The following is a 25,497-nucleotide window of genomic DNA, read 5'->3' as shown; positions in this document are numbered from 1 at the left end:
CCGCCGGTCCCGCGACGAGGGGAGGAATGCGTGCTTCGCAACCCATTGAATCCATCACGGACAGTAGATGATTCGCTCGCCTACGGGCAACCGTACGAAACTTCCGATGGCACCACGGTCATCACCGTCACCAGGACGAGCGGCCTGCTGCGCAGCGCTCGTCCGGTGGGTGCCTTCGTGGTCCACGACGGCGAGGTCAGTTGGACACCCGCGGTCGATGCGACCCAGATCGCGCTGATGGGTGAATTGATCGGTCTGCTGGCCGCGGTCATCGCCACGCTCGCCGTACTGCGCAGGCCGCCGTGGCCGGATCTGTCGCAGGTGGTGACATTCGGGCGGAACGCACGACACACTTGATGCCGTGAATCGCATGCTACTCGGACGTATCGACCGGGGCGGTCCGCCGTGACCGCACTCGCACGCGGGGAAAACCGCCCCGCCCCCGGCGACCGGATGACCGTGACCGTCACTTGCGCGGCGTCGGTCGATGTGTCGGCGCTGTTGCTCGGGGCCGACGGGCGGGTTCGGTCCGATGCCGACTTCGTCTTCTTCAATCAGCCGGTCGGCCCCGGTGTCACCTATCGGCACGGCCGCGGCGCGGGCGACATGGTGGACATACACACCTCGGCGCTGCCCGCCGATGTCGACAGGGTCGTGGTCACCGCCAGCCTCGACGGCAGCGGCCCGCCGACCTTCGCGGGCGCGAGTTCGCTGACCGCGACGATCGGATCCGATACCGGAACGCTGACCTTCCCGATGACCGGGCTCAGTACCGAGACGGCCGTGGTGTGCGTGGAGATCTACCGGCGCGGCGGTGCGTGGAAGGTGCGCGCGGTCGGGCAGGGCTATGACAACGGGTTGGCCGGAATCGCAACGGCATTCGGGGTGAATATCGACGACGAACCCGAGGCGCCGCCGCCGCCGGCTTCGGCCCCGCCGCACTATCCAGCCCAGCCGCAGTACCAGCCGCAGGCTCCGGTTCCGCCCGCCTATCCCCCGTCCGGCGCCGTACCGCCGCCATCGATGTCACCCCAGCAAGGAGCGCTGCCGATGCAGAGCGAACTGTTCAATCCGAGCCACGCCGAGGTCAATGGCATCGGCATCCAGAAGCAGGGCGGCAAGATGGTCAAGGTCGCTGTCAATGGCGAGACCATGGCGCGGGCCGGCTCGATGGTCGCCTACCAGGGTGACCTGCACTTCAAGGCACTCGGTTCCGGCGGTATCGGCCGTGCGATCCAGCAGCGGCTCACCGGCGAGGGTGTGCCGCTGATGCAGGTGTCCGGCCGCGGTGACCTGTTCCTCGCCAATGCCGCCGCTGACGTGCACATCGTCGATCTCGACGGCACCGACGGACTCACTATCAACGGCGCGAATGTGCTTGCCTTCGATCCGTCGCTGTCCTACAACATCCAAAGAGTCCACGGCGCGGCCGGTTTCGCCAGTAACGCCGGCTTCTTCAACTGCGTGTTCACCGGCCGCGGCCGTATCGCCATCACCACCGATGGCCACCCCGTCGTCCTCAATGTCGACCAGCCCACCTACGCCGATCCGCAGGCCGCGGTGGCCTGGTCGTCGAGTCTGTCCACCAGCATCAAACGCAACGACTCCTTCGGTCTCGGCCGCCTTATCGGCCGCAGCACCGGTGAGGGGCTGACGCTGTCGTTCTCCGGACGCGGCTTCGTCATCGTGCAGCCGTCGGAACTGCCGCCGGGCGGTTTCATCGGCGGTACCGGCGGCGGTCAGGACGCCGGACAAAGCGGCGGCGTGCTCGGCGGCTTGTTCGGATAACCATCCTGTGCTGGAACCGGCTGGGCCACAGCCGGTTCCAGCGCCTCGGATCAGTTCAGCAGACCTCGCCGGACCAGGAGCGGTTCGATTTCGGGTGCACGGCCGCGGAAGGATTCGAAAGCCGCGAGCGGGTCGACCGAGCCGCCGCGCGAGAGCAGTTCACGGCGAAATGTCTCGCCCTTCTCCCGGATCGATGCGTCGCCCTCGTCGAACCACTCGACGGTATCCGCGTCCAGCACCTCACTCCAGATATACGAGTAGTACCCCGCCGCATAGCCGCCGGCGAAGATGTGGGCGAAATAGCCGGTCCGGTAGCGCGGCGGAATCGCGTCGATGGCCAGACCGGCCTTGCGCAGCGCCTCCTCCTCGAACGCCTCCGCATCGGTGTCGGCGAGCGCCTCGGGTGTGGGCACCCGATGCCAGGCCCAGTCCAGCAGTGTCGCGCCGAGGTATTCGACGGTCTTGAAGCCGGTGCCGAACCGTTCGGCCGCCGCCATCCGCTCGACCAGTTCGGTGGGCATCGGCTCGCCGGTCTCGTGATGCGTGGCGTAGTTGGCGAGTACCTCTGGTCGCGACATCCACATCTCGTTCACCTGCGACGGGAATTCGACGAAATCCCGTGGTACTTCGGTGCCGGAGAAGAACGGGTACGTCACATCCGAGAACAGTCCGTGCAGTGCGTGCCCGAACTCGTGGAAGAGTGTGCGGACATTGTCCCAGGTGAGCAGTGCGGGTTCGCCCGCGGGCGGCTTGACGATATTGAGGTTGTTGACCACCACCGGCCGCTTCCCCAAAAGTCGTGACTGGCTGACCAATTCGTTCATCCACGCCCCGCCACGCTTCGACGGCCGCGCGAAGAAGTCACCGAGGAACAGTCCGAGCGCACTGCCGTCCGCGTCGAATACCTCGAAAATCCGCACTTCCGGGTGGTACCCGACCAGATCCGCGCGCTCCTGGAAGGTGATCCCATACACCTGCTCGGCGGCGAAGAACACCCCGTCGCGCAACACCCGCTCCAGCTCGAAATACGGACGCAATGCCTCCGTGTCCACTGAAAATCGTTCGGCCCGAACCTTTTCCGACCAGAACTGCCAATCCCACGAGCGCAGCTCCGGCCCACCCATGGCGTGTGCCAACTCGGCCGCTTCACGCTCCGCATTGGCCACCGCGGGCGCGACCAATCGCCCGAGCATTTCCTCCACCGCCGCAGCGGTTTTCGCGGTCTGATCCTCGACCGCATACGCGGCATGATCCGAATAGCCGAGCAGCGCGGCCCGCTCCGCACGCAACGCGGCGATCCGCACGGCGAGCGCACCGTTGTCATCCAACCCGCGCCCCAGCGATGCCGCCATCACGCGCTGCCGCACGTCCCGATCGGCCAGTTCCGCCAGCACGGGCTGATTCGAAACGTTCTGTAGCCGAAGCGCCCACGCGCCATCGCGCCCCAACTCCCGAGCGTTCGCCGCGGCGGCAGCCACGGCCGCCTGCCCCAGCCCGGCCAATTCGTCCGCCGACTCGACAACGACCGTCGCGGCATTAGTCGCCGCCAAAATGTTCTGACCGAATTCCGTTGCCGCGGAGGCGAGTTCCGCATTCAACGCACGCAACCTCGCCTGCCCCGCCGCGTCCAGCCGAGCCCCCGCCCGTACGAACCGAATATGATATTGCTCCAGCAGCCGCGCTTCCTCGGGATCCAGTCCCCATTCCTCCCGGCGCTCATAGAGCGCCTCGACCCGCGCGAACAGTTCGGGATCCAAATAAATCGCGTCCCGATGTGCCGCCAACTTCGGTGACACCTCGGCCTCGATCGCATCGGTGGTCTCGTTGGAATCGGAGCTCGTGATATTGAAGAACACATTCGAGACCCGAGTCAGCACCGCACCCGAACGCTCCAACACCGCAATGGTATTCGCGAAACTCGGCTCCTGATCGCCCGAGGTGATGGCGGCAACTTCGGCCAGTTGCTCGGCCATCCCCCGCTCGAACGCGGGCACATAGTGCTCCGTACCGATCTCGGCGAACGGCGGAAGCTCATACGGCAGCGCACTGGACTCGAAGAACGGGTTGCTCGTCATAGGGGAACCCTATGCCCGATCGCATTCCCATGGCACTGAATGCTGAGCGGTACCCGGCCGTGCGCCGCGATCGGTAGTGTCGAGCGGGTGAGTAGCTGGGTGCGGCGAAAGTTCCACAGAGTCGGACGATTCGATCGGGCGGTCGGCAGCGCGATTGCCGAGTTGCCGGCGTCGATGGTCGACAGCGGCATGCTTCGGGTTACCAAGAGCGCCGATTTCAGCGCGCTGTGGCTGGTCTCGGCGGCGTTGCTGGCCACCCGCACAGGAACACCGCGACGGGCCGCAATGCGCGGCGTCGCCTCGGTCGGGGCCGCGAGCCTGGCTGTCAATCTCGGACTCAAGACGCTCGTTGCGCGACGCCGACCGGCTGCCGAACTATTGCCCGCCTACCGGCGGCTGACACCGGCCCCGACATCCTCCTCCTTCCCCTCCGGGCACGCCGCCTGCGCGGCGGCATTCGCCACAGCGGTCGCACTCGAAAGTCCGCGCACCGCACTGGTTGTTGCCCCGCTGGCCGCCACCGTCGCCTACTCGCGGGTACACACCGGCGTGCACTGGAGCTCCGATGTGCTCGTCGGTGCGGCGGTGGGTTCCGGCATCGCACTGGCCACTCGGCGTTGGTGGCCGGTGCGTGAATCGGACGAGGCACAGGCCAGGCCGGTCCGTCATGCGCCCGCACTGGTGGCGGGCAAAGGGCTTGTGGTGGTGGTGAATCCGGTTTCCGGCGATCCCAACTACGATCCCACCGCCGATATCATCGCGGCCCTGCCCGCCGCCACCGTGCTGCGCACCGAACCCGATCTGGATGCCGTCGAACAACTCGAGCGGGCACTCGCCGAACACCCCGGGCCGGTACTGGCGATCGGCGTCGCCGGGGGCGACGGCACCGTGGCCGCCGCGGCCGGGGTGGCGCTGCGGCACACGTTGCCGCTGGCCGTCATCCCCACCGGCACCCTCAACCATTTCGCCCGCGATCTCGGCGTCTACGACCTGCGCGAGGTCATCGATGCCACCGGCGCGGGTGAGGCGGTCGCGGTCGATATCGCCAGCGTCGAGTTCGGAGACGAAACCGGTTCGCACACCAGGCATTTGCTCAATACGGCCAGCGTCGGCGCCTATCCGGACCTGGTGCGGCTGCGCGAGAAGTGGCAGGCCCGCTGGGGCAAATGGCCCGCGTTCGCGGCCGCGCTCGTGATCACCCTGCGCCGGGCCGAACCGATCGAGATCCAGCTCGACGATCGCTGGCAGCGGGTGTGGTTCCTGTTCGTCGGCAACGGCCCCTACCATCCGCATGGCGCCGTACCCGCCTTCCGCGACCGGCTCGACGCCGGATTGCTGGATGTCCGCTGGCTGCGGGCCGATCTGCGCTGGTCGCGCACCCGTGCGTTGGTGGCACTGCTACTGGCCGCGATCGGCCACAGCAGGGTCTACGGCGAGCGCCGCTTACCCGAACTGTCGGTGCACTTGCCGAGGCCGGAGGCGCTGGCCACCGATGGTGAGGTGATCGGCAAGGCCACCCACCTGCGCTTCACGATGGCGGGCCAGCTCGCCGCCTACCGCCGCGACGAATCGAACTCGCGGTGGGCCGACCGGGACCGCCCACACCACCGCCGCTCGCCGTGGCTGCGCGACGCCTTCCGCGCAGTGCGATGAATTTTCGATGTGGGCGACGTCCTTATCGATATGACGACACATACGCTGACAACCGCCGAGGCCGACATCGTGTACGACGTGCACGGACCGCTGCCCACCGATGGGGGACGCCCACCGCTGGTCATGATCGGACAACCCATGGATGCCACTGGGTTCGCCACATTGGCCTCGTACTTTCCCGATCGAACGGTAGTCACTTACGATCCGCGCGGGCTCGGTCGCAGCACCCGTAAGGACGGCCGGACCGACAATGCGCCGACAACCCAAGCCGAGGACGTGCACGCCCTGATCCAGGCGCTCGGTGCCGGGCCGGTCGAGTTGTTCGGGAGCAGCGGCGGCGCGGTCACCGCGCTCGCTCTGGTGGCGGCCCATCCGAACGATGTCATCACGGTGGTGGCCCATGAGCCGCCGCTCATTCCGGTGCTGCCCGATGCGGCCGCCGCCGAGCGCGCCCGTGCGGGGGTTCGCGACGCCTACGAGGCCAAGGGGTTCGGCGCGGGCATGGCGACCTTCATCGCGATGACCGCATGGCAGGGCGAGTTCACCGACGACTACTTCGCCCAGCCCGCGGCCGATCCCGCCATGTTCGGCATGCCGAGTGAGGACGACGGTTCCCGCGACGATCCGCTGCTGTCCGACCGGTCCTGGGCGGTCAGCAGCTTTCAACCGGACATCGCCGCGTTGACCGCCGCACCGACCCGGGTCGTGATCGCCGTCGGCGAAGAGTCCGCGAATGTCTTCACCGGACGCACGTCGGTGGCCGCCGCCGAACTGCTCGGCCAGCAGGCAACCGTATTCCCGAGCCATCACGGCGGCTTCCTCGGCGGCGAACACGGGTACCCGGGCCAGCCCGAAGCCTTCGCACACACCCTGCGTGAGGTCCTGGCCGGGCAATAATGACGGAAGTGTGACGCGCTGCTCGGCGGGGACTTTCCGGATCGGACCGCGGGTTGTACGTGGGGCCGATATAAGGAGGTCAGGTGACACAGGAATACAACCGGAACCCCGCCGCGGTGGACGCGCTGTCGCCCGAGCAGTACCACGTCACCCAGGAGAACGGGACCGAACGGGCGTTCACCGGCGAGTACTGGGACAATCACGAGCCGGGTATCTACGTGGATGTGGTGTCCGGTGAACCGTTGTTCGCCTCGGTCGACAAGTTCGACAGCGGTTCGGGATGGCCGAGTTTCACCAAGCCGATCGATAGCGAGAATGTCGTCGAAAAGCGGGATTTCAGTCATCTGATGCTCCGCACCGAAGTGCGCTCGGCGCACGGTGACAGCCATCTCGGGCATGTATTCACCGACGGCCCGCGCGTGGCGGGCGGCCTGCGGTACTGCATCAACTCGGCGGCGCTGCGGTTCATCCATCTCGATGACCTCGAGGCGGAAGGTTACGGTCGGTACAAGACCCTGTTCATGAAGGAGGATGTGTGAGCGACACGCGAAAGGCGATTCTGGCCGGCGGATGCTTCTGGGGCATGGAGGATTTGATCCGTAAGCAGCCAGGGGTGATTTCGACGCGGGTCGGCTACACCGGCGGACGCAACGATCGCCCCACCTATCGCAACCACCCGGGCCATGCCGAGGCCGTCGAGATCATCTACGACCCGACGCAGACCGACTACCGTGCGCTGCTGGAGTTCTTCTTCCAGATCCATGATCCGACGACGAAGGACCGCCAGGGTAACGACATCGGTACCAGCTACCGTTCGGCGATCTTCTACCTCGACGACGAGCAGAAGCGCGTCGCGCTGGAGACCATCGTCGATGTCGAGGACTCGGGCCTGTGGCCGGGCAAGGTCGTCACCGAGGTGACCCCGGCGAGCGAGTTCTGGGAAGCCGAACCCGAGCACCAGGACTATCTGCTGCGCTACCCGGACGGCTACACCTGCCACTTCCCGCGACCGGGCTGGAAGCTGCCGAAGCGGCAGACGACCGCGCAGTAACCGTTGGCCTTGTGCCGCAATTGGTTGCGGCACAAGGTATTCGACGCGTCGAGCGCTTCTTTGACATCAGAAGGTGCCCGGCGCACGATCGTCAAAATGCTGATCGGGATTGCGAAGGAGCATGGGTCTTCGAACTGCGGGTTCAGGGCTTGCGCTTGGTTCAGTGGTGCCGCCGGTCGGTGCTGGGGCCGGAGGCTGGGGGTGCCGTTGAGGGCGTGACTTTTGTTGCGGCGTAGTACCATTGGTGCGAACCGTGTCCCCGGATGAAGCGTGCCGCTGTGACCGATATCCCGCTGCCCGACGCCGATCAGCCCATCCCGCTGGATTTGATGGCTCCCGATGAGCTCGTGGCGGTGCGGCGGCAGCAGTTGCTGGTCTTCCTCGGTTTCGCCGCTGTCGTCGGCCTGGTCGTCGGCCTATTGTTCGGGCCGATCGCTGGGTTGGTCGTTGGGCTCGTGGTGGCGGTGCTCACCGCGGGACCGACGCTCGCAGCGCCGCTGCGCCGCCGGTGGGTGGTCGGGACCACTATCCGAACCCGCCCCATGCTAAGGCTCCGGGTGCTGGATGTTGCGGCGGTGTCCGGCGTGGACCTGCTGGTGCACCGGGGGCGTATCGTCGCCCGCGTAGCGCTGCAGCTGACCACAGAATCGGGCCGCCTGCAGGTGCTGTTGGCGGGGTACGACGAACGCGGAGCGGGGATACCCCGGGAACTGCAACTGCTGGGTTTGCTGCGACTGGCCGATGCGTTGATGCGCAACGGACTCCCATCCGCCCGCGCGATGGCGGAATTGCTCCTGCGTCAGCTGCAGGCGCAGGCGCACGACGCCAGGCTCGCACACCGGCCGCTGTTCCGCGCAGTGGGCCTGGCCCGGGCGAAGGGATCCGTGGGCACGGTAGCGCTCACCGATCAGGAGCTCGCGGAACTCTAGTGAGAATCCGATCAGATGGTGACAGCCTCAACCACCTGCGCACCCGCGCGGGCATCGCCAAGGCCGGCTCGAGGGTATACGGCCGAAACCGCTCCTCACCGCCCGGAAAACGATCCACCGCCGCTACCACGACCCCGATGACGCGAGCCTGGCCGATCTCGCCGATGATTGCAGCGTCGGCCCTCCACCGCATCATCAGCAGCCCCATACCATGGACGTAGCCTTCCACACCACTTGTTCCCGTAATCCACTGTCAACCAAGGGATTACGTCATTTCCGTTGTTTTCCGCTCCATTTCTACCGGAAGACGGTTCGCCCGAAGTGATGTCGATCGGCGAGAACAACTCGCTCATTCATCGGGACCGGTGATTGACAGCAATCGGTCGAGCTGTCAACGTATCGGAGCACATCGGGGTCCGTGATTCGACTGAGTGCTCCGGTGTCGGCGAATCGGAGAGTCTTCATGGGGTTTCTCGAACCCGACCTGCCCGTGGTGGATATGGCGGAGTGGAGCAAGGGCACTCGCAGTGAGCGAATCCGGCCGATGGCGCGGCATTGGGCCGAGGTCGGATTCGGGACACCGGTCGCGCTGCATTTGTTCTATGTCGGCAAGATATGCCTGTATATCCTCGGCGGCTGGCTGATCGCATTGTCCACCAAGGGGATCGATGGGTTCACGAACATCGATGAGTGGTGGTCCGAGCCGATCGTCTTCGAAAAGGTCGTGCTGTACACGTTGTTATTCGAGGTGGTCGGGCTCGGATGCGGGTTCGGCCCCTTGAACAACAGGTTCTTTCCGCCGATGGGGTCGATTCTGTATTGGCTGCGGCCCAAGACCATTCGCCTGCCGCCGTGGCCCACCGTCGTTCCGCTGACCAAGGGGACCGGTCGTACGCCAGTCGATATCGCGCTGTACGCGGCGTTATTGGTGACGACCGCGATCGCGGTGCTATCCGACGGAACCGGTGCGGTGCCGGAGTTGGATACGACCGTCGGGCTGCTTCCGGTGTGGCAGATCGCGGTGATCCTCGGTCTGCTGGCGCTGATCGGGTTACGCGACAAAGTGATATTTCTGGCTGCGCGCGGCGAGGTCTATGCCACGCTCGCCGTCACCTTCCTCTTCGCCGCCGATATGGTCGTCGCCGCGAAGCTGGTCTTCGTGGTGATCTGGATGGGTGCGGCGATATCGAAGCTGAACAAGCACTTTCCGTTCGTGGTGTCCACCATGATGTCCAATAGCCCGGTGTTCCGGCGCATGTCGCTCAAGCGCAAGTTCTTCGAGAACTTTCCGGATGACCTGCGGCCGGGCCGCCTGTCGCGCCTCTTCGCTCATGGCGGCACCGCCGTCGAGATGTGTATTCCGCTGGTGCTCTTCTTTTCGCAGGGCGGCTGGCTGACGGCCGCCGCCGCATTCGTGATGGTCTGCTTCCATCTGACGATCCTGACCGCCATTCCGATGGGTGTCCCACTGGAGTGGAACGTCTTCATGATCTTCGGTGTACTCGCCCTATTCGTCGCGCACACCGATCTCGGCCTCGGCGATCTACAGCACCCGGCGCCGGTGGCGCTGCTGATCCTCGTCATCGCGGGCATAGTGATCGCCGGAAACCTTTTCCCGCACCGGATTTCGTTCCTACCGGGCATGCGCTACTACGCGGGCAACTGGGACACCACGATGTGGTGCATCAAACCCTCCGCCGCGGAAAAGATCGGCCGCGGCATCGTCGCGATCGCCAGCATGCCGCAGGCTCAATTGGAGCGGTTCTACGGCAAGGACCGAGCCCAGATCCCGATGTTCATGGGATACGCCTTCCGCGCCATGAACACCCACGGCCGCGCCCTGTTCACGCTTGTCCATCGAGCCATGCCATCCGGCCACGAGGACGAATACACCGTCACCGACGGCGAACGCATTTGCAGCACCGCCGTCGGCTGGAATTTCGGCGACGGCCACATGCACAACGAACAACTCATCACCGCCATGCAAGAGCGCTGCCACTTCGAACCCGGCGAAGTCCGCGTAGTCCTGCTCGACGCCCAACCCATCCACAAACAAACCCAGTCATATCGCCTCGTCGACGCCGCCACCGGCGAATTCGAACGCGGCACGGTCAATGTCGCCGACATGGTCACCCGCCAACCCTGGGCCGACGACGTCCCCGTACACGTCACCCACACCGACCACGGCTGATCAAAGAAGCCCCTCAGCTTCGCGGTGCTGAGGGGCTCCCTATTACTTGGGGCGCAGCGGCTCAAAGCGCGCCCCGTAGAGCAGTCTACGGTGCTACGGGCGATCGAACACGCCGACGTTCACGCCAGCGGTGAACGCGTCCCACTCAGCGGGAGTGAAAACGAGTGCCGCTCCGGTCGGATTCTTCGAGTCGCGTACGCCGACCACGCCACCATCGAGGAACGCAACTTCAACGCACTCTTGGTTAGCCGAACTCCTGCTGCTCTTGAACCATCGTGCCCCCGACAGATCGACACTCACCGAGTCAACTCCTCTGCAATCTCAAGGATGAGCCTGCGGCTTTCGGCCTCATCCAGGGCTACGCCCTGAATCCCAGCATAGGTGTCTCGGTACTGGTCGACCTCGTCTGCTTTCTCGAGGTACAGACAGCCTGTGATTCCCTGGATGTAGACCACGGGCGGCTCTGTGAGTTGCGCAGTTGGGTGACGCGGGAACTCGAGAAGGATGAAAGATCCTGAACTGGTTCCTTTGTGTAATCCGGCCGCTAGCGGCACGATTCGGACCGAGATGTTCGGCAATCGGCCAATCTCTACCAGGTGTGTCAGCTGAGCGGCCATGATTTCCGGTGAGCCTGCAACGCGACGCAATACCGACTCATCCAGCAAGACGTTCACCTCGAGCGGGTTGGTTCGACTCTCCAAACGCTCGAGCCTGCGCGTATGGATTTCGATGCGGCGCTCGACCTCACTGGTGGGCATCGCTGGGTACTCGGTCCAGATCACCGCTCGGCGGTATTCGGCAGTTTGCAGCAGTCCTGGAAGAAGCGTCGCCTGGTAGGCGCTGAACCGCTTGGCGGCATCTTCAAGGCCGACATAGAGATCGAAGTGTTTCGGAATCGTGTCACCGTAGGCGTGCCACCATCCTTTGCCCTGCGATTCCTCGGTCAGCCCCAGGAGCACATCGGTAGTCCTGTCATCAACGCCATACATCTGGGCAAGATGCGTAATGAACAACGGATTGATCCGAGTCGGTTGCCCGGTCTCCATCCTCCAGAATGTCTGTTTCGATACTCCGATCGCGCGGCGAGCAGCGTCGGCACCGATCCCCGCCGCTTCTCGCTTGTCCTTCAGCAGGCGGGCAAGTATCCGACGCGGAAGGGTCGAACCACTGGTCATAGTGTCGGCTCCAAAGGGGTTGCTAACAACTCTCGTTCGTCTAGGAACCAGTCTGAACGGCGCGTTGGAATCTCGTACATTCATTGGCAAAAATTCGGCTAGGAACGTTCCAATCCTGCGGTAGCGGTGCTGCACTGGATGTGCGCCCGGAGCGATAGCTCTTCCCTCTCCAGGAGTTGTCAGGGGCCGGGCGCACCTTATCCGCCGTACCGAGGGGGTCACGATGTCGAAACCTGAACTGCCGCACCAGACGCCGCTCGGCGGCCGGCCCACACCGCTCGCAATCGAACTCCCAGTCGATGTTGTCGAGCGGTACCTGAACGCCCTACGCGAGTGGCAGACCGACCAAACCCGCACCGCACAACCTGATCAAGGGGTCTGAAATCGATGGACCACATAGCTTTTGGCGATACCCCGTTGTCTCGTTGTCACTTCTACAGGCGGGTCTGCGATCTCCCCGCCACCGTCGACCCACCACACCTCGGCCGAATCATCATGAAGGCCGAGCACGTATGGGCACTCATCCTTCCCGCCCATCTCGGCCAAGCCGTGAAAACCTATATGCGAAACCATGGTTCGGATATAGGGCCGATTCTGTCGCATCCGCGTTCGAACCGGTGGACGCTGCTCGTGCGGCCGGACATCCCCGACGACGTACGCCTGTTCGCCGAGTTGTTCCGCCTGAACGTGTCGGTGGTGCGAACAGGTGGCACCGTCGCGTTGCCATCACCCCTCGACAAAGGCGCACAGTTCCGACGCTGGATCGAACCACCCCGATGTGCATTCCGGCCATCCGGGCTCGTGGTGGTCGATGCGATCCGCGCGTGCTCAGGACCATACCGGCCCGCACAGCGGAGGCCCGACCACGCAGTCGACACCATCGGAGTGATATTCGATGAATGATATCGAGCGGCACGAAAACACAGAGATAGCGCCATCTGTCGTGGCGCTACTCGAAGTCTTTCACGAGCACACGCCCGAGAAATTGGCGATCGCTCCGGTCGACGGTGTCACGCTGTGTCACTGCGCCACTGGAATAGTCGAGGTGGATGAGAACGGTTGGTGCACCGACTACCGCGACATGGATAAACAGGATCGCATCGACGTCCTGCCGACCCGGGTTGAAGATCGCGAAATGCCATGAGCACGAACACCTCTCCGAACCCGGGCGAGCCCGATGTGCACCTCAGCGTATTCCTGCACGGAGCACGATTCGACTTCACCGCCTGCCTCACCGCCGCCCTGGTTTTCATGCGCGAACACCAGGCACGCCACTACGCCGATGCGGTCACCATGGACCTCGGTGATGCCAGCGGCTATCCGCGGCTCCCGTGCGAGAGGCTCTATCTCGAACCTCTAGGTGAGGCACTGAGGGCCAGGACCGAGCCGGAATCTCGGCCGGCGCCTGAGGTCTCAGTGCGCCCGGCCGAATGCAGGCACGCGGAACGATCAGCCGATCCAGTCGGTCAACAGCTGATTGCTTCTGCCGGTGCGGATTTCGGATTCGAGCCAGGTGTTGACGACGGTGTTGAAGATGGTGTCGCCCTTGGGGAGAAGGTATGCCTTGGGGGCGGAGTCGAAGGGGGTGTCGGGGTGCAGGACCTGGAGGGTGGGGTGGGTGCGTTGGCGGTAACGGCCTTCGACCGAGTCGGTGACGAAGACGTCGGCGTTGTGCTGTTCGAGCTGGTCGTAGATGGTGAGGTTATCGGGCCATATGGTGAGTTGGGCCTCGGGGAAGTTGGCGCGGGCGAAGGCCTCGTTGGTGCCGCCGCGATTGACGATGACGCGGACCTCGGGGCGGTTGATCTGGTCGACGGTGGCGTAGTTCCCGGCGTCGGCGCGGCGAACGACAGGGGTTTTGCCGTCGATGGAGGTGGGGATGGAGAAATCGGCGACGACGCGACGAGCCGGGGTGTCGGAGATGCCGCCGACGGCGATATCGCAGCGTGCGAGGAAGTCGTCGGTAAGGGTAGACCAGGTGGTCGGAACCCATTGCGGGACAACATGCAATGTCGCAGCGAGGTCGGCGGCGAGGGTGATGTCGACGCCACGGTAGGTGCCGTCGTCTTCGCGCAGGGTGTAGGGCGGGTAGTCGCCGGGGGTGCAGACCCGCAGCACGCCGGACTGCTGCACGGTGATCAGGTGGGACGCATCCTGTGCGCTCGCGACGGGTCCGGTGGCGAGTAGCCAGCTCAGGGTCGACAGGACGGCAATCGGCAGATATCGGAGGGATCGACGCATCGAGACAGGCTAACCGACCTGATAGTCGGCTGAGAACCCGACGAATGGGACACTTCCCAACCGGTTCGGACCGTTGATACTGGTAGTTGGAAGGAGTTCGACATGAGTCTTATCGGCACCTTGCTCGGGTTCGCCCTGACGGTATTCATCCTCCTGCTGCTGGCCAGGCTGGTATTCGATTGGGTAGGGGTACTCGCCGATGGCCGCCACCCTCAGTGGGTGAATCGCGCCCGGGACCTGAGCCACACCGCCACCGAACCGGTAATCGCGCCGGTGCGCAAGTACCTGCACCCGGTCCGGCTGGGCGGGCTATCCATCGATTTGGCGTTCACGGTGGTCTTCATCGTCGCGCTGATCCTGCGACAGATCTTCTTCAACCTGTAAGCGGGTTCGATGGATTCCATCGCCTACGGCCCACACCGCGACCAGGTGGCAGATCTGTACCTGCCCGCCGCAGACGGCCGGGCACCGCTCGTCGTGGTGCTGCACGGCGGATTCTGGCGCGCACAGATCGACCGAGAGCATGCCCAGCCGGAGGCGCGGGCACTGGCCGCACTGGGCTATGCGGTCGCGAACCTCGAGTATCGCCGGGTCGGCGCTGGCGGCGGGTGGCCGACTACCTTCGACGATGTCGCGCGGGCACTCGATCTGCTACCCGAATTGATCGAGGACACCCGGCCGGGCCGCATCGATCGGAACCGCATCGTCTACATCGGACATTCCGCAGGCGGACATCTGGCGCTGTGGGCGGCAGCGCGGCATCGGCTGCCGAGCGAAAGCGCCTGGCGCACCGAGACGGCGCCGCAAGTCGCCGGTGTCGTGGCCCTGGCACCGGCGGCGAACCTGGTGGACGCCTACCAGCGCGGCAATGGCAATGGCGCGGTCGCCGAATTGCTCGGCGGCGGGCCGGAGGAATTTCCCGAGCGCTACGCCGCCACCGACCCCTCGGCGCTCGATACCGCCGACATCCCCATCATTGTCGTGCACGGTGATCGGGACCAACGCCTGCCGATCGAAATGGCGCGCGGGTATAGCACGAAATCCGGCGCCGAACTCGTCGAATTACCCGGAATCGGACATTTCGAACTCATCGATCCCGATTCGACCGCATGGCCTTTCGTCGTCCAGGCGCTGCGTCGACTGACCGAGTCGGTGGACCAACAGCACCGGTGAGCTGATCGGTCACCCGCCGAAATGCGGAAAGACCTTGCGGTCGTTGCCAAGGCTCTTCCCGAGGGCGCCTCAGAAGACTTGCAGCGGAGGGGATTCGGGGAAGACGACCGGAAGGGACACCAGGGCGCGATGGAACGCGCCCGGCCGCCATTCCAATTCCTCGACGGGGATGGCCAGCCGCATTTCCGGTAAGGCGTCCAGCAATTGATCGATCGCGTCCTGCACGACGAGAGTTGCGATCGAGCGGGCGGGGCAGGCGTGCGGGCCAACGCTCCACGCCAGATGCGAGCTGTTGTCGGTGTACTCGCCGGTGGTGATCGCGGGATCGTTATTGCAGCCGGTCATGCTGATGACGACCGGCTGATGCGCGGGCAACCACACACCCTCGATCAGAACCGGCTGCTTCGGGAAGGTGATGCAGTAGTTCGATAGCGGCGGATCAGTGAACAGCACCTCATCCAACGCATCGCGCGTGGACATGGTGCCGCCGAGAATGCCGCCACCGAACCTGGTGTCGGTCAACATCAGTCGCAGCGTATTGACGATCAGATTCTGGGTCGGTTCCATACCGGCGGCGTACAGGCTGAGGACCTGGTGGATCATTTCGGCGTCGTCGAGGTTCGCCGGATGGGCGAGCAGCCCGGAGACGATATCGTCGCCCGGTCTGTCGCGCTTGAGGCAGACCAATTCGAACATGGCATCGGCGACCATCTTGTTGCCCTCGACCGCCGCGTCCGCGCCCTCCATGAGCGCGGCCATACCGGCCGCGGCACGCCGGCCGATCTCCTGCGGGCACCCCAGTATTGCGTTGATCACCGCGAAGGACAGCGGCAATGCGTACTGCCCGACCAGATCCGCCGTGCCGTTCTGGCAGAAGGTATTGATCAGCGGAATGGCGATCCGCTCCACGGTGGAATGCAACTCGAACAAATCGATGACACCGAGGCCCGCGACGGTCGCCTCCCGGTAGCGGGCGTGCTCGCGGCCGCTGGAACGAATTGCGGCCGGACGCCATTCGAGCATCGGCCGCACCGGGCAGTCCTTGGGAACGCCCTGCTGCCAGTTTCGCGAATCGGCCGGAAAATGGTCGGGATCATTGAGGATCCGCAGCGCGGTGTAGTAGCCGATCACCAGGGTCGCGGGTACTCCGGGAGCCAACTCCACCGGCACCAATGAACCGTATCGCTTGCGCATCTCACGGTACGCATGATGCGGGTTCGCGGCGAATTCCGTTGAGTAGAGCGAGATTCGGGGACCATCGGTATCGATCGGCGATCCGTGCGTGACCGGGAAGAAGCGGGAGGTGGTTGCCGACTCTGGCGTGGTCAAGAGACGTGACTCCAGTCGTTGTGCGGAAGCGATGAGCATGATGCGCGACCGCAGGCGCGTCCGTGCCGCCTGCGCAGAACACAGCCAGCCTACGTCGACTGCTCTGCCCGCGTGCCGAGCGGGCACCCGCACCCATCCGGCATGTGACCGGCGTTACAGTGGATAGGGGCCGACACAAAGGACACCGATTGAGCACAGCAGCGCACGGCAACCCCTGGGTGGCCGTTCGACCGGACGACGACCTCGTGCGATTGGCGCGACAGGTGTCCTGCGCGCATCGCTGTTTCATCGAAGGCGACGACCGGCTGCCGATCGATCCGGTGCGCCCAGTGGTGCTGGATTCCTGGCGACGCAGCCGCAGCAATGGCGTCGACCCGGACCGCTTCGGCGCCGGTGTCGACCTCGATGGCCTGGAGCTGCAACGGCATCGGGCCACACATCCCACCGCGCTGATCCGACCGGTGGTGCGCAAACTGCTCGTCGAGGATGCCGCCGAGGCCGGACTACTTGTCGCGATCAGCGATGCCGAGGGCCGATTGCTGTGGGTCGAGGGCGATTCCAAGGTCAAGGACCGGGCGCTGGCCATGAACTTCGTCGAGGGTGCGGACTGGAGTGAGGACCGGGTCGGCACCAATGCCCCCGGCACCGCACTCGCCCTCGATCATCATGTGCAGATCTTCGGGGCCGAACACTTCAGTCGCGTAGTGCACGAATGGAGTTGTTCCGCTGCGCCCGTTCATGATCCGCGCACCGACCGGATCATCGGCGCTATCGACATCACCGGCGGACCCCGCGTCGCGGCACCCGAAGTCTTGTCACTGATCCGAGCGACGGTGTTGGCCGCGGAATCCGAACTGCGACTGCTCATGCTCGACGCACCGAAACCGGTCGCGTCGACGACGGCACGCCTCGAGGTGCTCGGTCCGGCCCAGCCGACTCTGATCCGCGATGGTGAGCGCATTCGCGTATCGCAACGCCATGCCGAAATCCTTTTGCTGCTGGCCGATTACCCGGAGGGACTGCGCGCCGACCACCTCGCCATGCTGCTCGACGAATCCGAACTCGATCCGGTGACGGTGCGCGCGGAAATGTCGCGGGTGCGGAAGATGTTGGGCGCCAAGGGTCTCGGCTCTCGTCCCTACCGGCTGCTGATGGATCTCGATACCGATGTCGACGAGGTGCGACGCGCACTCGCCCGCGGCGACGCGTCAGCGGCGTTGCGCGCCTACCCCGGCCCGATCCTGCCCCGCTCGCTCGCGCCGGGCATCGATGATTTGCGCGTCGAGTTGCGCGGACGTCTGCGCGCAGCCCTGTTGGCAGCCGGCGATCGCCGCCTGCTCGCCCGCTGGACCGCTTCGGTCGACGGCCGCGAGGACATTGCGGCGTGGACCGCCTACCTCTACTCCCTGGACCGGCAGTCCTCGCTGTATGCCCAGGTGAAGACGCAATTACAACTACTCGATCGCAAATTGGGCATCTGACCAGTTTCTTGCAACTGTCGTGCAACATGGACCCGATTAGTGTTCCGGATCACACCTGACACAGGAAAGTCAGCAGATCGAGGAGCATTCGATGACCGTCTTCGCCCGTCCAGGCACACCCGGCGCTGCCATGTCGTTCCAGACCCGATACGACAACTGGATCGGCGGCGAATGGGTCGCGCCCGTCAAGGGGCAGTACTTCGAAAATCCAACTCCCGTAACGGGTCAGCCGTTCTGTGAGGTTGCGCGCGGCACCGCGGAGGACATCGAACTCGCCCTCGATGCCGCGCACGCCGCCGCACCCGCCTGGGGCAAGACCTCGGCCGCCGAACGCGCCGTCATCCTCAACAAGATCGCCGATCGCATCGAGGAGAATCTCGACGCGATCGCGCTCGCGGAGGCCTGGGACAACGGCAAGCCGATCCGGGAAACCCTGGCCGCCGATATCCCGCTGGCCATCGACCATTTCCGGTACTTCGCCGGCGCCATTCGGGCACAAGAGGGTTCGCTGTCGCAGATCGACGCGGATACCGTCGCCTACCACTTCCACGAGCCGCTCGGTGTAGTCGGCCAGATCATTCCGTGGAACTTCCCGATTCTGATGGCCACCTGGAAGCTCGCGCCCGCACTCGCCGCCGGTAATGCGGTCGTACTCAAGCCCGCCGAGCAGACCCCAGCGTCGATCATGTTCCTGATCGGCCTCATCGGCGATCTGCTGCCACCCGGTGTGGTCAATATTGTCAACGGTTTCGGTGTCGAGGCGGGTAAGCCGCTGGCCTCCAGCCCGCGAATCAAGAAGATCGCCTTCACCGGCGAGACCACTACCGGTCGCCTGATCATGCAGTACGCCTCGCAGAATCTGATTCCGGTCACGCTGGAACTCGGCGGTAAGAGCCCGAACATCTTCTTCAGCGATGTCCTCGCCGCCAATGACGACTTCCAGGACAAGGCGCTCGAGGGCTTCACCATGTTCGCGCTGAATCAGGGTGAGGTCTGCACCTGCCCGTCACGCGCGCTCATCCAGGCCGACATCTACGACGAATTCCTGGCCGCGGCCGTGGTGCGCACCAAGGCGGTGCGGCAGGGCGATCCGCTCGATACCGAAACCATGATCGGCGCGCAGGCCAGCAATGATCAGCTCGAAAAGATCCTGTCCTACCTCGAAATCGGCAAGGGTGAGGGCGCGACGCTGCTCACCGGCGGCGAGCGCGCCGACCTCGGCGGCGATCTGGCCGGCGGATACTATGTGCAGCCAACGGTTTTCGCGGGCAGCAATTCGATGCGGATCTTCCAGGAGGAGATCTTCGGACCGGTCGTCTCGGTAACCTCGTTCGCGGATTACGACGAAGCCATCAAGATCGCCAATGACACCCTCTACGGACTCGGCGCTGGCGTGTGGTCGCGCGACGGTTCGGTGGCTTACCGGGCCGGACGAGATATCCAGGCCGGACGGGTGTGGACCAACACCTACCACCAGTACCCGGCGCATGCCGCGTTCGGCGGCTACAAGCAGTCCGGTATCGGTCGCGAGAACCACCGCATGATGCTCGACCACTATCAGCAGACGAAGAACCTGCTGGTCGGCTACGCGTCGAAGGCACAAGGCTTCTTCTGATGACCGCACTCCCCCGGCGCGTGCGCGCCACCGCGGCGGCGATGGACCTGCTCCGTCGCCTCCGCGGGCGGCACGGGCCGCTCATGCTGCACCAGTCCGGTGGTTGCTGCGACGGATCGGCCCCGATGTGTTATCCCGCAGGCGAATTCATCGTCGGCGACCACGACGTGCTGCTCGGACTGCTGGATCTGCGGTTGCTGGTCGATGAGTTGCCGACTACCGCGCCGGAGCCGGACGATATTGCGCCGGTGTGGATCTCGGGACCGCAGTTCGCCGCCTGGCAGCACACCCAGCTCGTGCTCGATGTCGTGCCGGGCCGGGGTTCGGGCTTCAGTCTGGAATCGCCGGAAGGGTTTCGATTCCTCAGTCATGGAAGGGTTTTCGATGACAATGAGCTCGTCGCGCTGGCCGCGACCGAACCCGTGACGGGCGCGGGCTGGGAGCGCGGGGAACGCCCTGCGGCAGCAACCGAACCGCAGGTTGTCGCCGAGGCGGCCGATGCCTGCCCGATCCCTGGTCGCGGCGGGTCGTTTGCTTGACCCGTCCCGTGCGTATCGACGAGCTGACTTTTACTGCGGCCCTGCCGTTTCCGACTCAGGCACGCCCGCGCGACTCGACCGCCACCATGTCGAGCACCAGATCCTGGAGCGCCCAGCGTGTGGTGTGCGCCTGCACGATCAGTGATTCGGATGATTCTGTTTCGGCTAGCTCTACCAGCCGATTGACTACGTGGCAGACGGCGACGAGTCGACGGAACGCTTGACGCCGCTCGGCGAGATTCATGGTGTCGGTGGCCATATTCACCAGATCGCGCCAACACCCAAACCGTTTCGCTCGAGTTCGCTGGATCATTAAGCAGCAAACCAGCAATCGTGACGCAACCGCGGCTCGACCAGGTCTCGCAGGGGATTCACCGCCGGTGCGGTCGCCGTATTCGTCGGTGCCGGATTCCTCGGCGGACTCGTCGATGGTCTGATCGCCGGATTCGCCGCGCTATGGATCACGAAACTGCCTGCCCCGCAATGGGCGCGCGGACTCATGCCGGTTGTTGTCATTTCGCCGCACTGATAGTCGGCGCGTTGATGTTCATCGTGCTCAGCAAGCCGCTCGCCGCGATCACCAGCGAACTCACCAACTGGCTGACCGGCACCTCCGCCCTCGCACTCGGCGCCATTCTCGGCCTTGTCAAATCCCGTGTGTTCCCGGCAAATCTGCGGCTACGCCCAGGCGGCGCGCGACACGCCCTGCGACCTCGATGCGCTGGACCGATATCCCGCTATGCTTGCCAGTTGTTAGCCATGCAGGTCCGTTAATGCGATTTCGCCGCCGTTGATGTACATCCGATTCGAAATAGGATCAGGTATGCGACCTCCATTCGTCGTTATCGCGACCGGTGTGGTCGCGGCCACGCTGGCTGTTGTAGCTCCATGGCCTGGTGGCGTCGAGCCGAGCCGAGCCCAGCCGCCGCCCGGTGCGGACATTTCCGGTGCAGGGATTCATCTGACGGCATCGGTAGTCAACGTCCGAGTGGACCCAGCCGGCGACCGGACTCCGAACTTCCTCATGACGTTCGCGCGTGCCGCGCAGTTGTCCGGCGACTTCGCGCTGAACGTGGAAGGCGATGGGGTAACAGGCGGCCAGGCCGTCGCAGGCTTCCTGCTCGGCTGTGGGATCAGTGTGGCCGGCGGCGTCACCGTCGGAATCGAACCCAATCAAGGGCTGTTGGCCAGTATCTCCCCCTCCTTCTCTTTCACCCCGTCGAACGTTTCAGCCCCCGTCAGCCTGCCGAGCACGGGCACCCCGCCGAGTGCAACGCCGACATCCCCACCCACAAGGCCGATTGCCAGCACCATCCCTACGAGTACCAGCACCACCCCCACCACTCCCAGCACCACCCATACGATTCCCAGCACTATCCCTCCGGTCCCCACCACTCCGGTAATCACCACCACCCCTCCGGTAATCACCACCCCTCCAGTTATCACCACCCCTCCAGTTATCACCACCCCTCCGGTAGTCACCACCCCTCCGGTAATCACCACCACCCCTCCAGTTATCACCACCCCTCCGGTAATCACCACCACCCCTGCGAGTGCCACCACCACCCCTGAGACTCCCACCAATACCCAGACGAGTACCCCGGTCAACGCGCCCACCGTGGGCCTCGCACCATCCGTCGGCGGGGCTCTGGGCGTGACAGAGGTCCTGGAGGCCACCCTGGCACCGGGCCAGATCACCACAGTCACGACAGTGACGGCAGACCTGGACGAAAAGACCGTGTTCCCATACCACTTCATTTTCAACAACGCCGCGTTGAACGTCGCCCAGTGCGCCTCACCGGCATCGGCCGTCCCCTTCGTCACCGCCACGGTGAGTACCCCAGCAGGGACTGTGCAGACCACCGCCTACGGCAGCCAGTTCACCTTCTGAACCGATCTCGCTGGCCGTGGCCGATGTCGCTGATCGTGGTCATCCAGGACGTCGGTATCGGCCGCCGGTCAGCGAGGCGTGTGCGGTCTGGGTCATGTCCGGAGTGAATCAGCACTCGGCGGGACGCTATGCGGCGCAGAATTCATTGCCTTCGGGATCGCGCATGATCCACCAATGACCTGCGGGTCCCCTATCGATCTCGCGGACGCGGGTTGCCCCCAGCACTTCCAAGCGTGTGACGAGGGCGTCGAGAGTGCCGGGGGTGCTGTGGATGTCGATATGCAGGCGGTTCTTGCCGGATTTGGCTTCGGGAACGTCTTGGAAGAGCAGGCGGCGACCTCGGCCGACGCCGCTGGTCGGGTCGAATGGGTCGTCGGGGTGGCGGATGGCGGCGTAGCCGCGAAAGGTTTTGCGGCCGTGGTGTTCGACGACCGCGTCCGCGGTGAGGTGGCCGGCGGCCAGTAGTTGTTCGATGAGGGCGCTGGGGTCTTCTACCTCGTACTCCAGGGCCGCGGCCCAGAAGTCGGCGAGGGCGGGGGCGTTTCTGGTGTCGATGACCAGTTTCCAGTTCAGAGCCACGGCCGGAACCTACCGCACCCCGGTGACATGCCGTTGAAATCGCCGAGTGGCGAGATCTACCAGGCCCGTTCGAATACCGCAAACTGATCGTTCCCTACGCGGCGGGCACGTCCCACGTCACATCCACAACGACTTCGGCAATGACGACCCGCGCATGCCGTGTGACCGCGGTCCACCCATGACACCGGCCGCAAGATCATGCGAAGGGCTGCGATCGGGCGGTCGTTTCCGGGACGATAAACGTCATGAGCGCAAGGACACTCGATCAACTCCGGACGGATCTGCGAGAGTATGCGCGCCTGGCCGAGGTTCGCTACGACCCCGCGATCGCCGATCCAGTACTGGAAACACTGGGTGAGCTGTGGACCAACTCCGTCGTCGGCGTGCGCACCACCACACATCCGGTGCACGAGCGTACGGTCAATGCTCGGGTGATGCACCAGGGCGAGCCGACCGAGCTCATCGAGAAACTGTGTGGCGCAGGACTTCTCACCTACACCGGACATCCGATGGAGCAGTTGCTGGCCGAGATCTCGGCCGAGGTGTCGGTCAGCTCGGGTGTCGATCTCGCACTCGCCAGTGGGGTGCAGAAGATCTGGCTGGTCTTTCCCGAATTGCTCAGCGTGGAGCGGGTACTCGGCTTTGCCGGAATTCCAGAGTCAGCCCGCGCCCATGCCGATCACCTGTCCGGCTACGGCGGCCGAATCGGGATTCTCGCAGTGGATTTCGACGCCCGCACGATGAACCTCTACTCGAATGTCTTCGAGCCCGGCCACCTCGCACCCGCGGATATCACCGGAATCCTGGCCGAACTCGACTTCACCACGCCCACCGACACCGAACTGGCCCTACTCGCCCGCACCTTCAACCTCTACCGCACCTTCTCCTGGACCTCACCCCAGATGCAACGCATCTGTTTCCCGGTGCGCTGCGAACCATCGAGTTTCCCAACGCACCTCGACCCGGTCCTGGCTCGTTTCGTCGCTGATGCACCATTCACGGACCCCGACGCCCGCGGCTTCGTCTTCTACGCGGCCTACGGCCCGACCGACCGTTATTACAAGGTCCAGGCCGAATACGCGGGCGTCCGCGTCGCCACCTTCCCAGGCGGCACCGCACCCCGCCCGACCTGACGGCCCTATGTGTCGCTCTCCAGGCTTCATCGGACGGCAGACCGTCTTGCTGTATTAACCGGCCGCGACGACGGTCCCGCGCTCGTGGGATCAAGCGCTCTGTGCGAGACCGTCATCGCCGCAGTCTCAGCGGCATCTCACCACGATGGCCGCCGATCCGCACTCACCGAGGTGGCGCTGCACATTCGCTGGGGGCGGGCTCGCCGCGCAAACGTCCGTCGATCCAGTCGGTCTCCCCGGGAAAGCCGGTGAACAGGGCGATGACGTGTTCGCCGGGTTCGGTGCGGTGCACCGCCGGAATGCCGCGCGCGCACTGGTCCCGATAGAGACCGTCGCCGTTCTCGCGCGGGATCCAGATGTCGTTGGCGGCGTGATAGATATAGAGCGGCGCGCCCGATTTACGGTCGGTCAGGTTGAGGCGCGCGAAGATCTGGTCGGCAATATCGCTGCGCAGCGGGTCGCTGATATTGGCGGCGACATCGATCGGGATGCCGACCACGCCGAGCGGGCCGTTGGTGGCGCCGCAGGTGTCCTTGATCGGCGAGGTCGCCGCCCACTGCGCCAGATGATTCATATAGCCGAGAACCTCCGGATGCTCCCGGCTCATTGCCAGCGCGACTACCAGCAGAATGCCGGAGGCCATGTTTCCGTTGAAGTGCTCGGCGACCATTCGATAGTCGGTTACCAGTCCACCCACGGCCGCCCCGACCACCACACCGGATAGTTCCGGCGCGTATTCGTCGAGCAGCATCGCGGCCGCATACGATGCGATCGCGCCACCGGAATACCCGGTTATCGCGAAACGGCTGCCCGTGAATTCGGTCGGCAGCATACCGCGCACCGCGCGAATCGAATCCAGCAGCACATGCCCGGCGACCATCGGTTCGGCGTAGGCCATCAACGGACCCTCGTGATCGGGAATCAGCACCGCATAGCCGCGACTGAGCGCCCAGGCCGTATTCGGCGGAATCAGATCACCCGAATTGAAATTGGAATGCCACCCGTGCGCCATCGCGTAGCTCGGCGTGCAACTGAGACCGAGCGAATTGATCGGCAGGGCATTCACCAAGACCGGCCGATCTCCCGGACCGGTCCAGGCGGCGGCAGGAATCACCACTGTCGCGGTGCCGAAGGATGGCTTGCCCGAGGCGTCCGTTGTCCGGAACTTCAGCAGGATCGCCCGCTGAATCGGCACCATCGCCAGCTGTGCGGACGTCTCTGTCACATCACGCCATTCGACGATATCGCCGGGAGCGAGACCACCGAGCCCATCCGGCCACTCGTCGAACATCCGATCCCCCGACGGCGCCGGCCGCACCGCCTGCCACAACGCCGCCAAGTCCGGGGGCACCTCACCGGACGACTGGGACACCACGGGTGGGAGCGCGGGCGCGGGGATATCGGTATTGATCCATCGCTGCAGGTCGGACGGGCCGGGCGACACTGGTGCCGCCGGGTCGTCGGTCGGGTCGGCGGATGCGGGCGCCGACCCCACCAGCAGCGCGCAACCCAGCACGCTCGCAACGACAACAGCTCGAAGACTCGACATCTGACCCCTTCTACACTCAACACCGACGAGCCAGACCATGTCGCAGCGGAATTTCAGTTCAGAGCTGTGTGGACTTCTCACAACGAAGCCCACGCGACATGCTGGCCGACCACAACCGAAAACAGTGGCGCGCAAGCAATCTACACGGACCAACGAACGTGCCGTCGCACCCGATCCACTGACGTTCTCCGGGCGCGGGTCGGCCGCG

General features: G+C 64.7%; 25 protein-coding genes and 1 pseudogene. 18 read left to right on the top strand and 8 right to left on the bottom strand.

What is annotated here, in order from left to right:
- Window positions 1–30: 30 nt before the first annotated feature.
- Window positions 31–357 (top strand): hypothetical protein, encoded by a 327-nt coding sequence (locus tag AB0J29_RS00445; RefSeq protein ID WP_364776971.1) that lies wholly within the window; start codon window positions 31–33, stop codon window positions 355–357.
- Window positions 358–405: 48 nt separating this feature from the next.
- Window positions 406–1,788 (top strand): AIM24 family protein, encoded by a 1,383-nt coding sequence (locus AB0J29_RS00440; RefSeq protein WP_364776969.1) that lies wholly within the window; start codon window positions 406–408, stop codon window positions 1,786–1,788.
- A gap of 50 nt (window positions 1,789–1,838) precedes the next feature.
- On the opposite strand, the gene AB0J29_RS00435 is transcribed toward AB0J29_RS00440, so the two are convergent.
- Complete coding sequence (locus tag AB0J29_RS00435) at window positions 1,839–3,863, bottom strand: M3 family metallopeptidase (protein WP_364776967.1); 2,025 nt, start codon at window positions 3,861–3,863, stop codon at window positions 1,839–1,841.
- An 87-nt stretch (window positions 3,864–3,950) separates the two neighbouring features.
- Here AB0J29_RS00435 and AB0J29_RS00430 point away from each other — a divergent pair, with 87 nt between their 5' ends.
- The 6 genes from AB0J29_RS00430 to AB0J29_RS00405 all read left to right on the top strand — a co-directional run bounded on the left by AB0J29_RS00430 (window position 3,951) and on the right by AB0J29_RS00405 (window position 10,584).
- Window positions 3,951–5,516: a phosphatase PAP2 family protein gene (locus tag AB0J29_RS00430; protein WP_364776965.1), complete on the top strand. Its 1,566-nt coding sequence runs from the start codon at window positions 3,951–3,953 to the stop codon at window positions 5,514–5,516.
- A gap of 9 nt (window positions 5,517–5,525) precedes the next feature.
- On the top strand, window positions 5,526–6,413 hold the full coding sequence (locus AB0J29_RS00425) for an alpha/beta hydrolase (protein WP_364776963.1): 888 nt from the start codon (window positions 5,526–5,528) through the stop codon (window positions 6,411–6,413).
- Between the two features lie 83 nt (window positions 6,414–6,496).
- Entirely contained in the window at window positions 6,497–6,952 is a 456-nt protein-coding gene (gene msrB / locus AB0J29_RS00420; RefSeq protein ID WP_364776961.1) for a peptide-methionine (R)-S-oxide reductase MsrB, read from the top strand.
- Complete coding sequence (gene msrA, locus AB0J29_RS00415) at window positions 6,949–7,464, top strand: peptide-methionine (S)-S-oxide reductase MsrA (RefSeq protein WP_364776959.1); 516 nt, start codon at window positions 6,949–6,951, stop codon at window positions 7,462–7,464. The genes msrB and msrA overlap by 4 nt, the downstream gene beginning before the upstream one ends.
- Before the next feature lie 263 nt (window positions 7,465–7,727).
- The gene (locus AB0J29_RS00410; RefSeq protein WP_364776957.1) at window positions 7,728–8,393 is read left to right on the top strand and encodes a hypothetical protein; all 666 of its coding nucleotides are present in this window, start codon (window positions 7,728–7,730) and stop codon (window positions 8,391–8,393) included.
- 463 nt (window positions 8,394–8,856) lie between these two features.
- A complete protein-coding gene (locus AB0J29_RS00405) occupies window positions 8,857–10,584 on the top strand; it encodes a DUF3556 domain-containing protein (protein WP_364776955.1) in 1,728 nt (575 codons plus the stop codon).
- 93 nt (window positions 10,585–10,677) lie between these two features.
- On the opposite strand, the gene AB0J29_RS00400 is transcribed toward AB0J29_RS00405, so the two are convergent.
- Together AB0J29_RS00400 and AB0J29_RS00395 are read right to left on the bottom strand one after the other, a co-directional pair.
- Complete coding sequence (locus AB0J29_RS00400) at window positions 10,678–10,884, bottom strand: DUF397 domain-containing protein (RefSeq protein ID WP_364776953.1); 207 nt, start codon at window positions 10,882–10,884, stop codon at window positions 10,678–10,680.
- Window positions 10,881–11,759 carry a helix-turn-helix transcriptional regulator gene (locus tag AB0J29_RS00395; protein WP_364776951.1) on the bottom strand — a complete coding sequence of 293 codons (879 nt, stop codon included), beginning with the start codon at window positions 11,757–11,759 and terminating at the stop codon, window positions 10,881–10,883. Before AB0J29_RS00395 ends, AB0J29_RS00400 begins: the two co-directional genes overlap by 4 nt.
- A 223-nt stretch (window positions 11,760–11,982) precedes the next feature.
- On the opposite strand from AB0J29_RS00395, the gene AB0J29_RS00390 reads away from it, so the two are divergent.
- Both AB0J29_RS00390 and AB0J29_RS00385 read left to right on the top strand, forming a co-directional pair.
- Window positions 11,983–12,141 carry a hypothetical protein gene (locus AB0J29_RS00390; RefSeq protein ID WP_364776949.1) on the top strand — a complete coding sequence of 53 codons (159 nt, stop codon included), beginning with the start codon at window positions 11,983–11,985 and terminating at the stop codon, window positions 12,139–12,141.
- Between the two features lie 513 nt (window positions 12,142–12,654).
- Window positions 12,655–12,903 (top strand): hypothetical protein, encoded by a 249-nt coding sequence (locus AB0J29_RS00385; protein WP_364776947.1) that lies wholly within the window; start codon window positions 12,655–12,657, stop codon window positions 12,901–12,903.
- 305 nt (window positions 12,904–13,208) lie between these two features.
- Here AB0J29_RS00385 and AB0J29_RS00380 read toward each other — a convergent pair whose 3' ends face one another.
- Window positions 13,209–14,000 (bottom strand): transporter substrate-binding domain-containing protein, encoded by a 792-nt coding sequence (locus tag AB0J29_RS00380; protein WP_364776945.1) that lies wholly within the window; start codon window positions 13,998–14,000, stop codon window positions 13,209–13,211.
- A 102-nt stretch (window positions 14,001–14,102) separates the two neighbouring features.
- On the opposite strand from AB0J29_RS00380, the gene AB0J29_RS00375 reads away from it, so the two are divergent.
- Window positions 14,103–14,384 carry a YggT family protein gene (locus AB0J29_RS00375; RefSeq protein WP_364776943.1) on the top strand — a complete coding sequence of 94 codons (282 nt, stop codon included), beginning with the start codon at window positions 14,103–14,105 and terminating at the stop codon, window positions 14,382–14,384.
- 9 nt (window positions 14,385–14,393) lie between these two features.
- A complete protein-coding gene (locus AB0J29_RS00370; RefSeq protein ID WP_364776941.1) occupies window positions 14,394–15,173 on the top strand; it encodes an alpha/beta hydrolase in 780 nt (259 codons plus the stop codon).
- Window positions 15,174–15,242: 69 nt separating this feature from the next.
- On the opposite strand, the gene AB0J29_RS00365 is transcribed toward AB0J29_RS00370, so the two are convergent.
- Window positions 15,243–16,502 (bottom strand): cytochrome P450, encoded by a 1,260-nt coding sequence (locus tag AB0J29_RS00365; RefSeq protein WP_364776939.1) that lies wholly within the window; start codon window positions 16,500–16,502, stop codon window positions 15,243–15,245.
- Between the two features lie 188 nt (window positions 16,503–16,690).
- On the opposite strand from AB0J29_RS00365, the gene AB0J29_RS00360 reads away from it, so the two are divergent.
- The 3 genes from AB0J29_RS00360 to AB0J29_RS00350 all read left to right on the top strand — a co-directional run bounded on the left by AB0J29_RS00360 (window position 16,691) and on the right by AB0J29_RS00350 (window position 20,137).
- Entirely contained in the window at window positions 16,691–17,983 is a 1,293-nt protein-coding gene (locus tag AB0J29_RS00360) for a transcriptional regulator (protein ID WP_364776937.1), read from the top strand.
- Window positions 17,984–18,074: 91 nt separating this feature from the next.
- Window positions 18,075–19,598, top strand: a complete 1,524-nt coding sequence (adh, locus tag AB0J29_RS00355) for an aldehyde dehydrogenase (protein WP_364776935.1) — start codon at window positions 18,075–18,077, stop codon at window positions 19,596–19,598.
- On the top strand, window positions 19,598–20,137 hold the full coding sequence (locus AB0J29_RS00350) for a DUF779 domain-containing protein (protein ID WP_364776933.1): 540 nt from the start codon (window positions 19,598–19,600) through the stop codon (window positions 20,135–20,137). The genes adh and AB0J29_RS00350 overlap by 1 nt, the downstream gene beginning before the upstream one ends.
- 55 nt (window positions 20,138–20,192) lie before the next feature.
- On the opposite strand, the gene AB0J29_RS00345 is transcribed toward AB0J29_RS00350, so the two are convergent.
- Window positions 20,193–20,396 carry a hypothetical protein gene (locus AB0J29_RS00345; protein WP_364776931.1) on the bottom strand — a complete coding sequence of 68 codons (204 nt, stop codon included), beginning with the start codon at window positions 20,394–20,396 and terminating at the stop codon, window positions 20,193–20,195.
- Window positions 20,397–20,475: 79 nt separating this feature from the next.
- Here AB0J29_RS00345 and AB0J29_RS00340 point away from each other — a divergent pair.
- Window positions 20,476–20,785 (top strand): annotated as a pseudogene (locus tag AB0J29_RS00340) (hypothetical protein); the annotation flags it as partial.
- Window positions 20,786–20,930: 145 nt separating this feature from the next.
- Window positions 20,931–22,028: an MspA family porin gene (locus tag AB0J29_RS00335; RefSeq protein ID WP_364776929.1), complete on the top strand. Its 1,098-nt coding sequence runs from the start codon at window positions 20,931–20,933 to the stop codon at window positions 22,026–22,028.
- A 126-nt stretch (window positions 22,029–22,154) separates the two neighbouring features.
- Here the strand turns inward: AB0J29_RS00335 and AB0J29_RS00330 are convergent, their stop codons facing one another.
- Window positions 22,155–22,607: a VOC family protein gene (locus AB0J29_RS00330; RefSeq protein WP_364776927.1), complete on the bottom strand. Its 453-nt coding sequence runs from the start codon at window positions 22,605–22,607 to the stop codon at window positions 22,155–22,157.
- Window positions 22,608–22,852: 245 nt separating this feature from the next.
- On the opposite strand from AB0J29_RS00330, the gene AB0J29_RS00325 reads away from it, so the two are divergent.
- Window positions 22,853–23,740 (top strand): aromatic prenyltransferase, encoded by an 888-nt coding sequence (locus AB0J29_RS00325; protein ID WP_364776925.1) that lies wholly within the window; start codon window positions 22,853–22,855, stop codon window positions 23,738–23,740.
- A gap of 163 nt (window positions 23,741–23,903) precedes the next feature.
- Here AB0J29_RS00325 and AB0J29_RS00320 read toward each other — a convergent pair whose 3' ends face one another.
- Window positions 23,904–25,382, bottom strand: a complete 1,479-nt coding sequence (locus tag AB0J29_RS00320) for a lipase family protein (RefSeq protein ID WP_364776923.1) — start codon at window positions 25,380–25,382, stop codon at window positions 23,904–23,906.
- Window positions 25,383–25,497 lie beyond the last annotated feature (115 nt).

The organism is Nocardia sp. NPDC049707 (assembly GCF_040674855.1).
GTDB lineage: Bacteria > Actinomycetota > Actinomycetes > Mycobacteriales > Mycobacteriaceae > Nocardia.
This window is presented reverse-complemented; position numbering and strand designations above follow the sequence as displayed.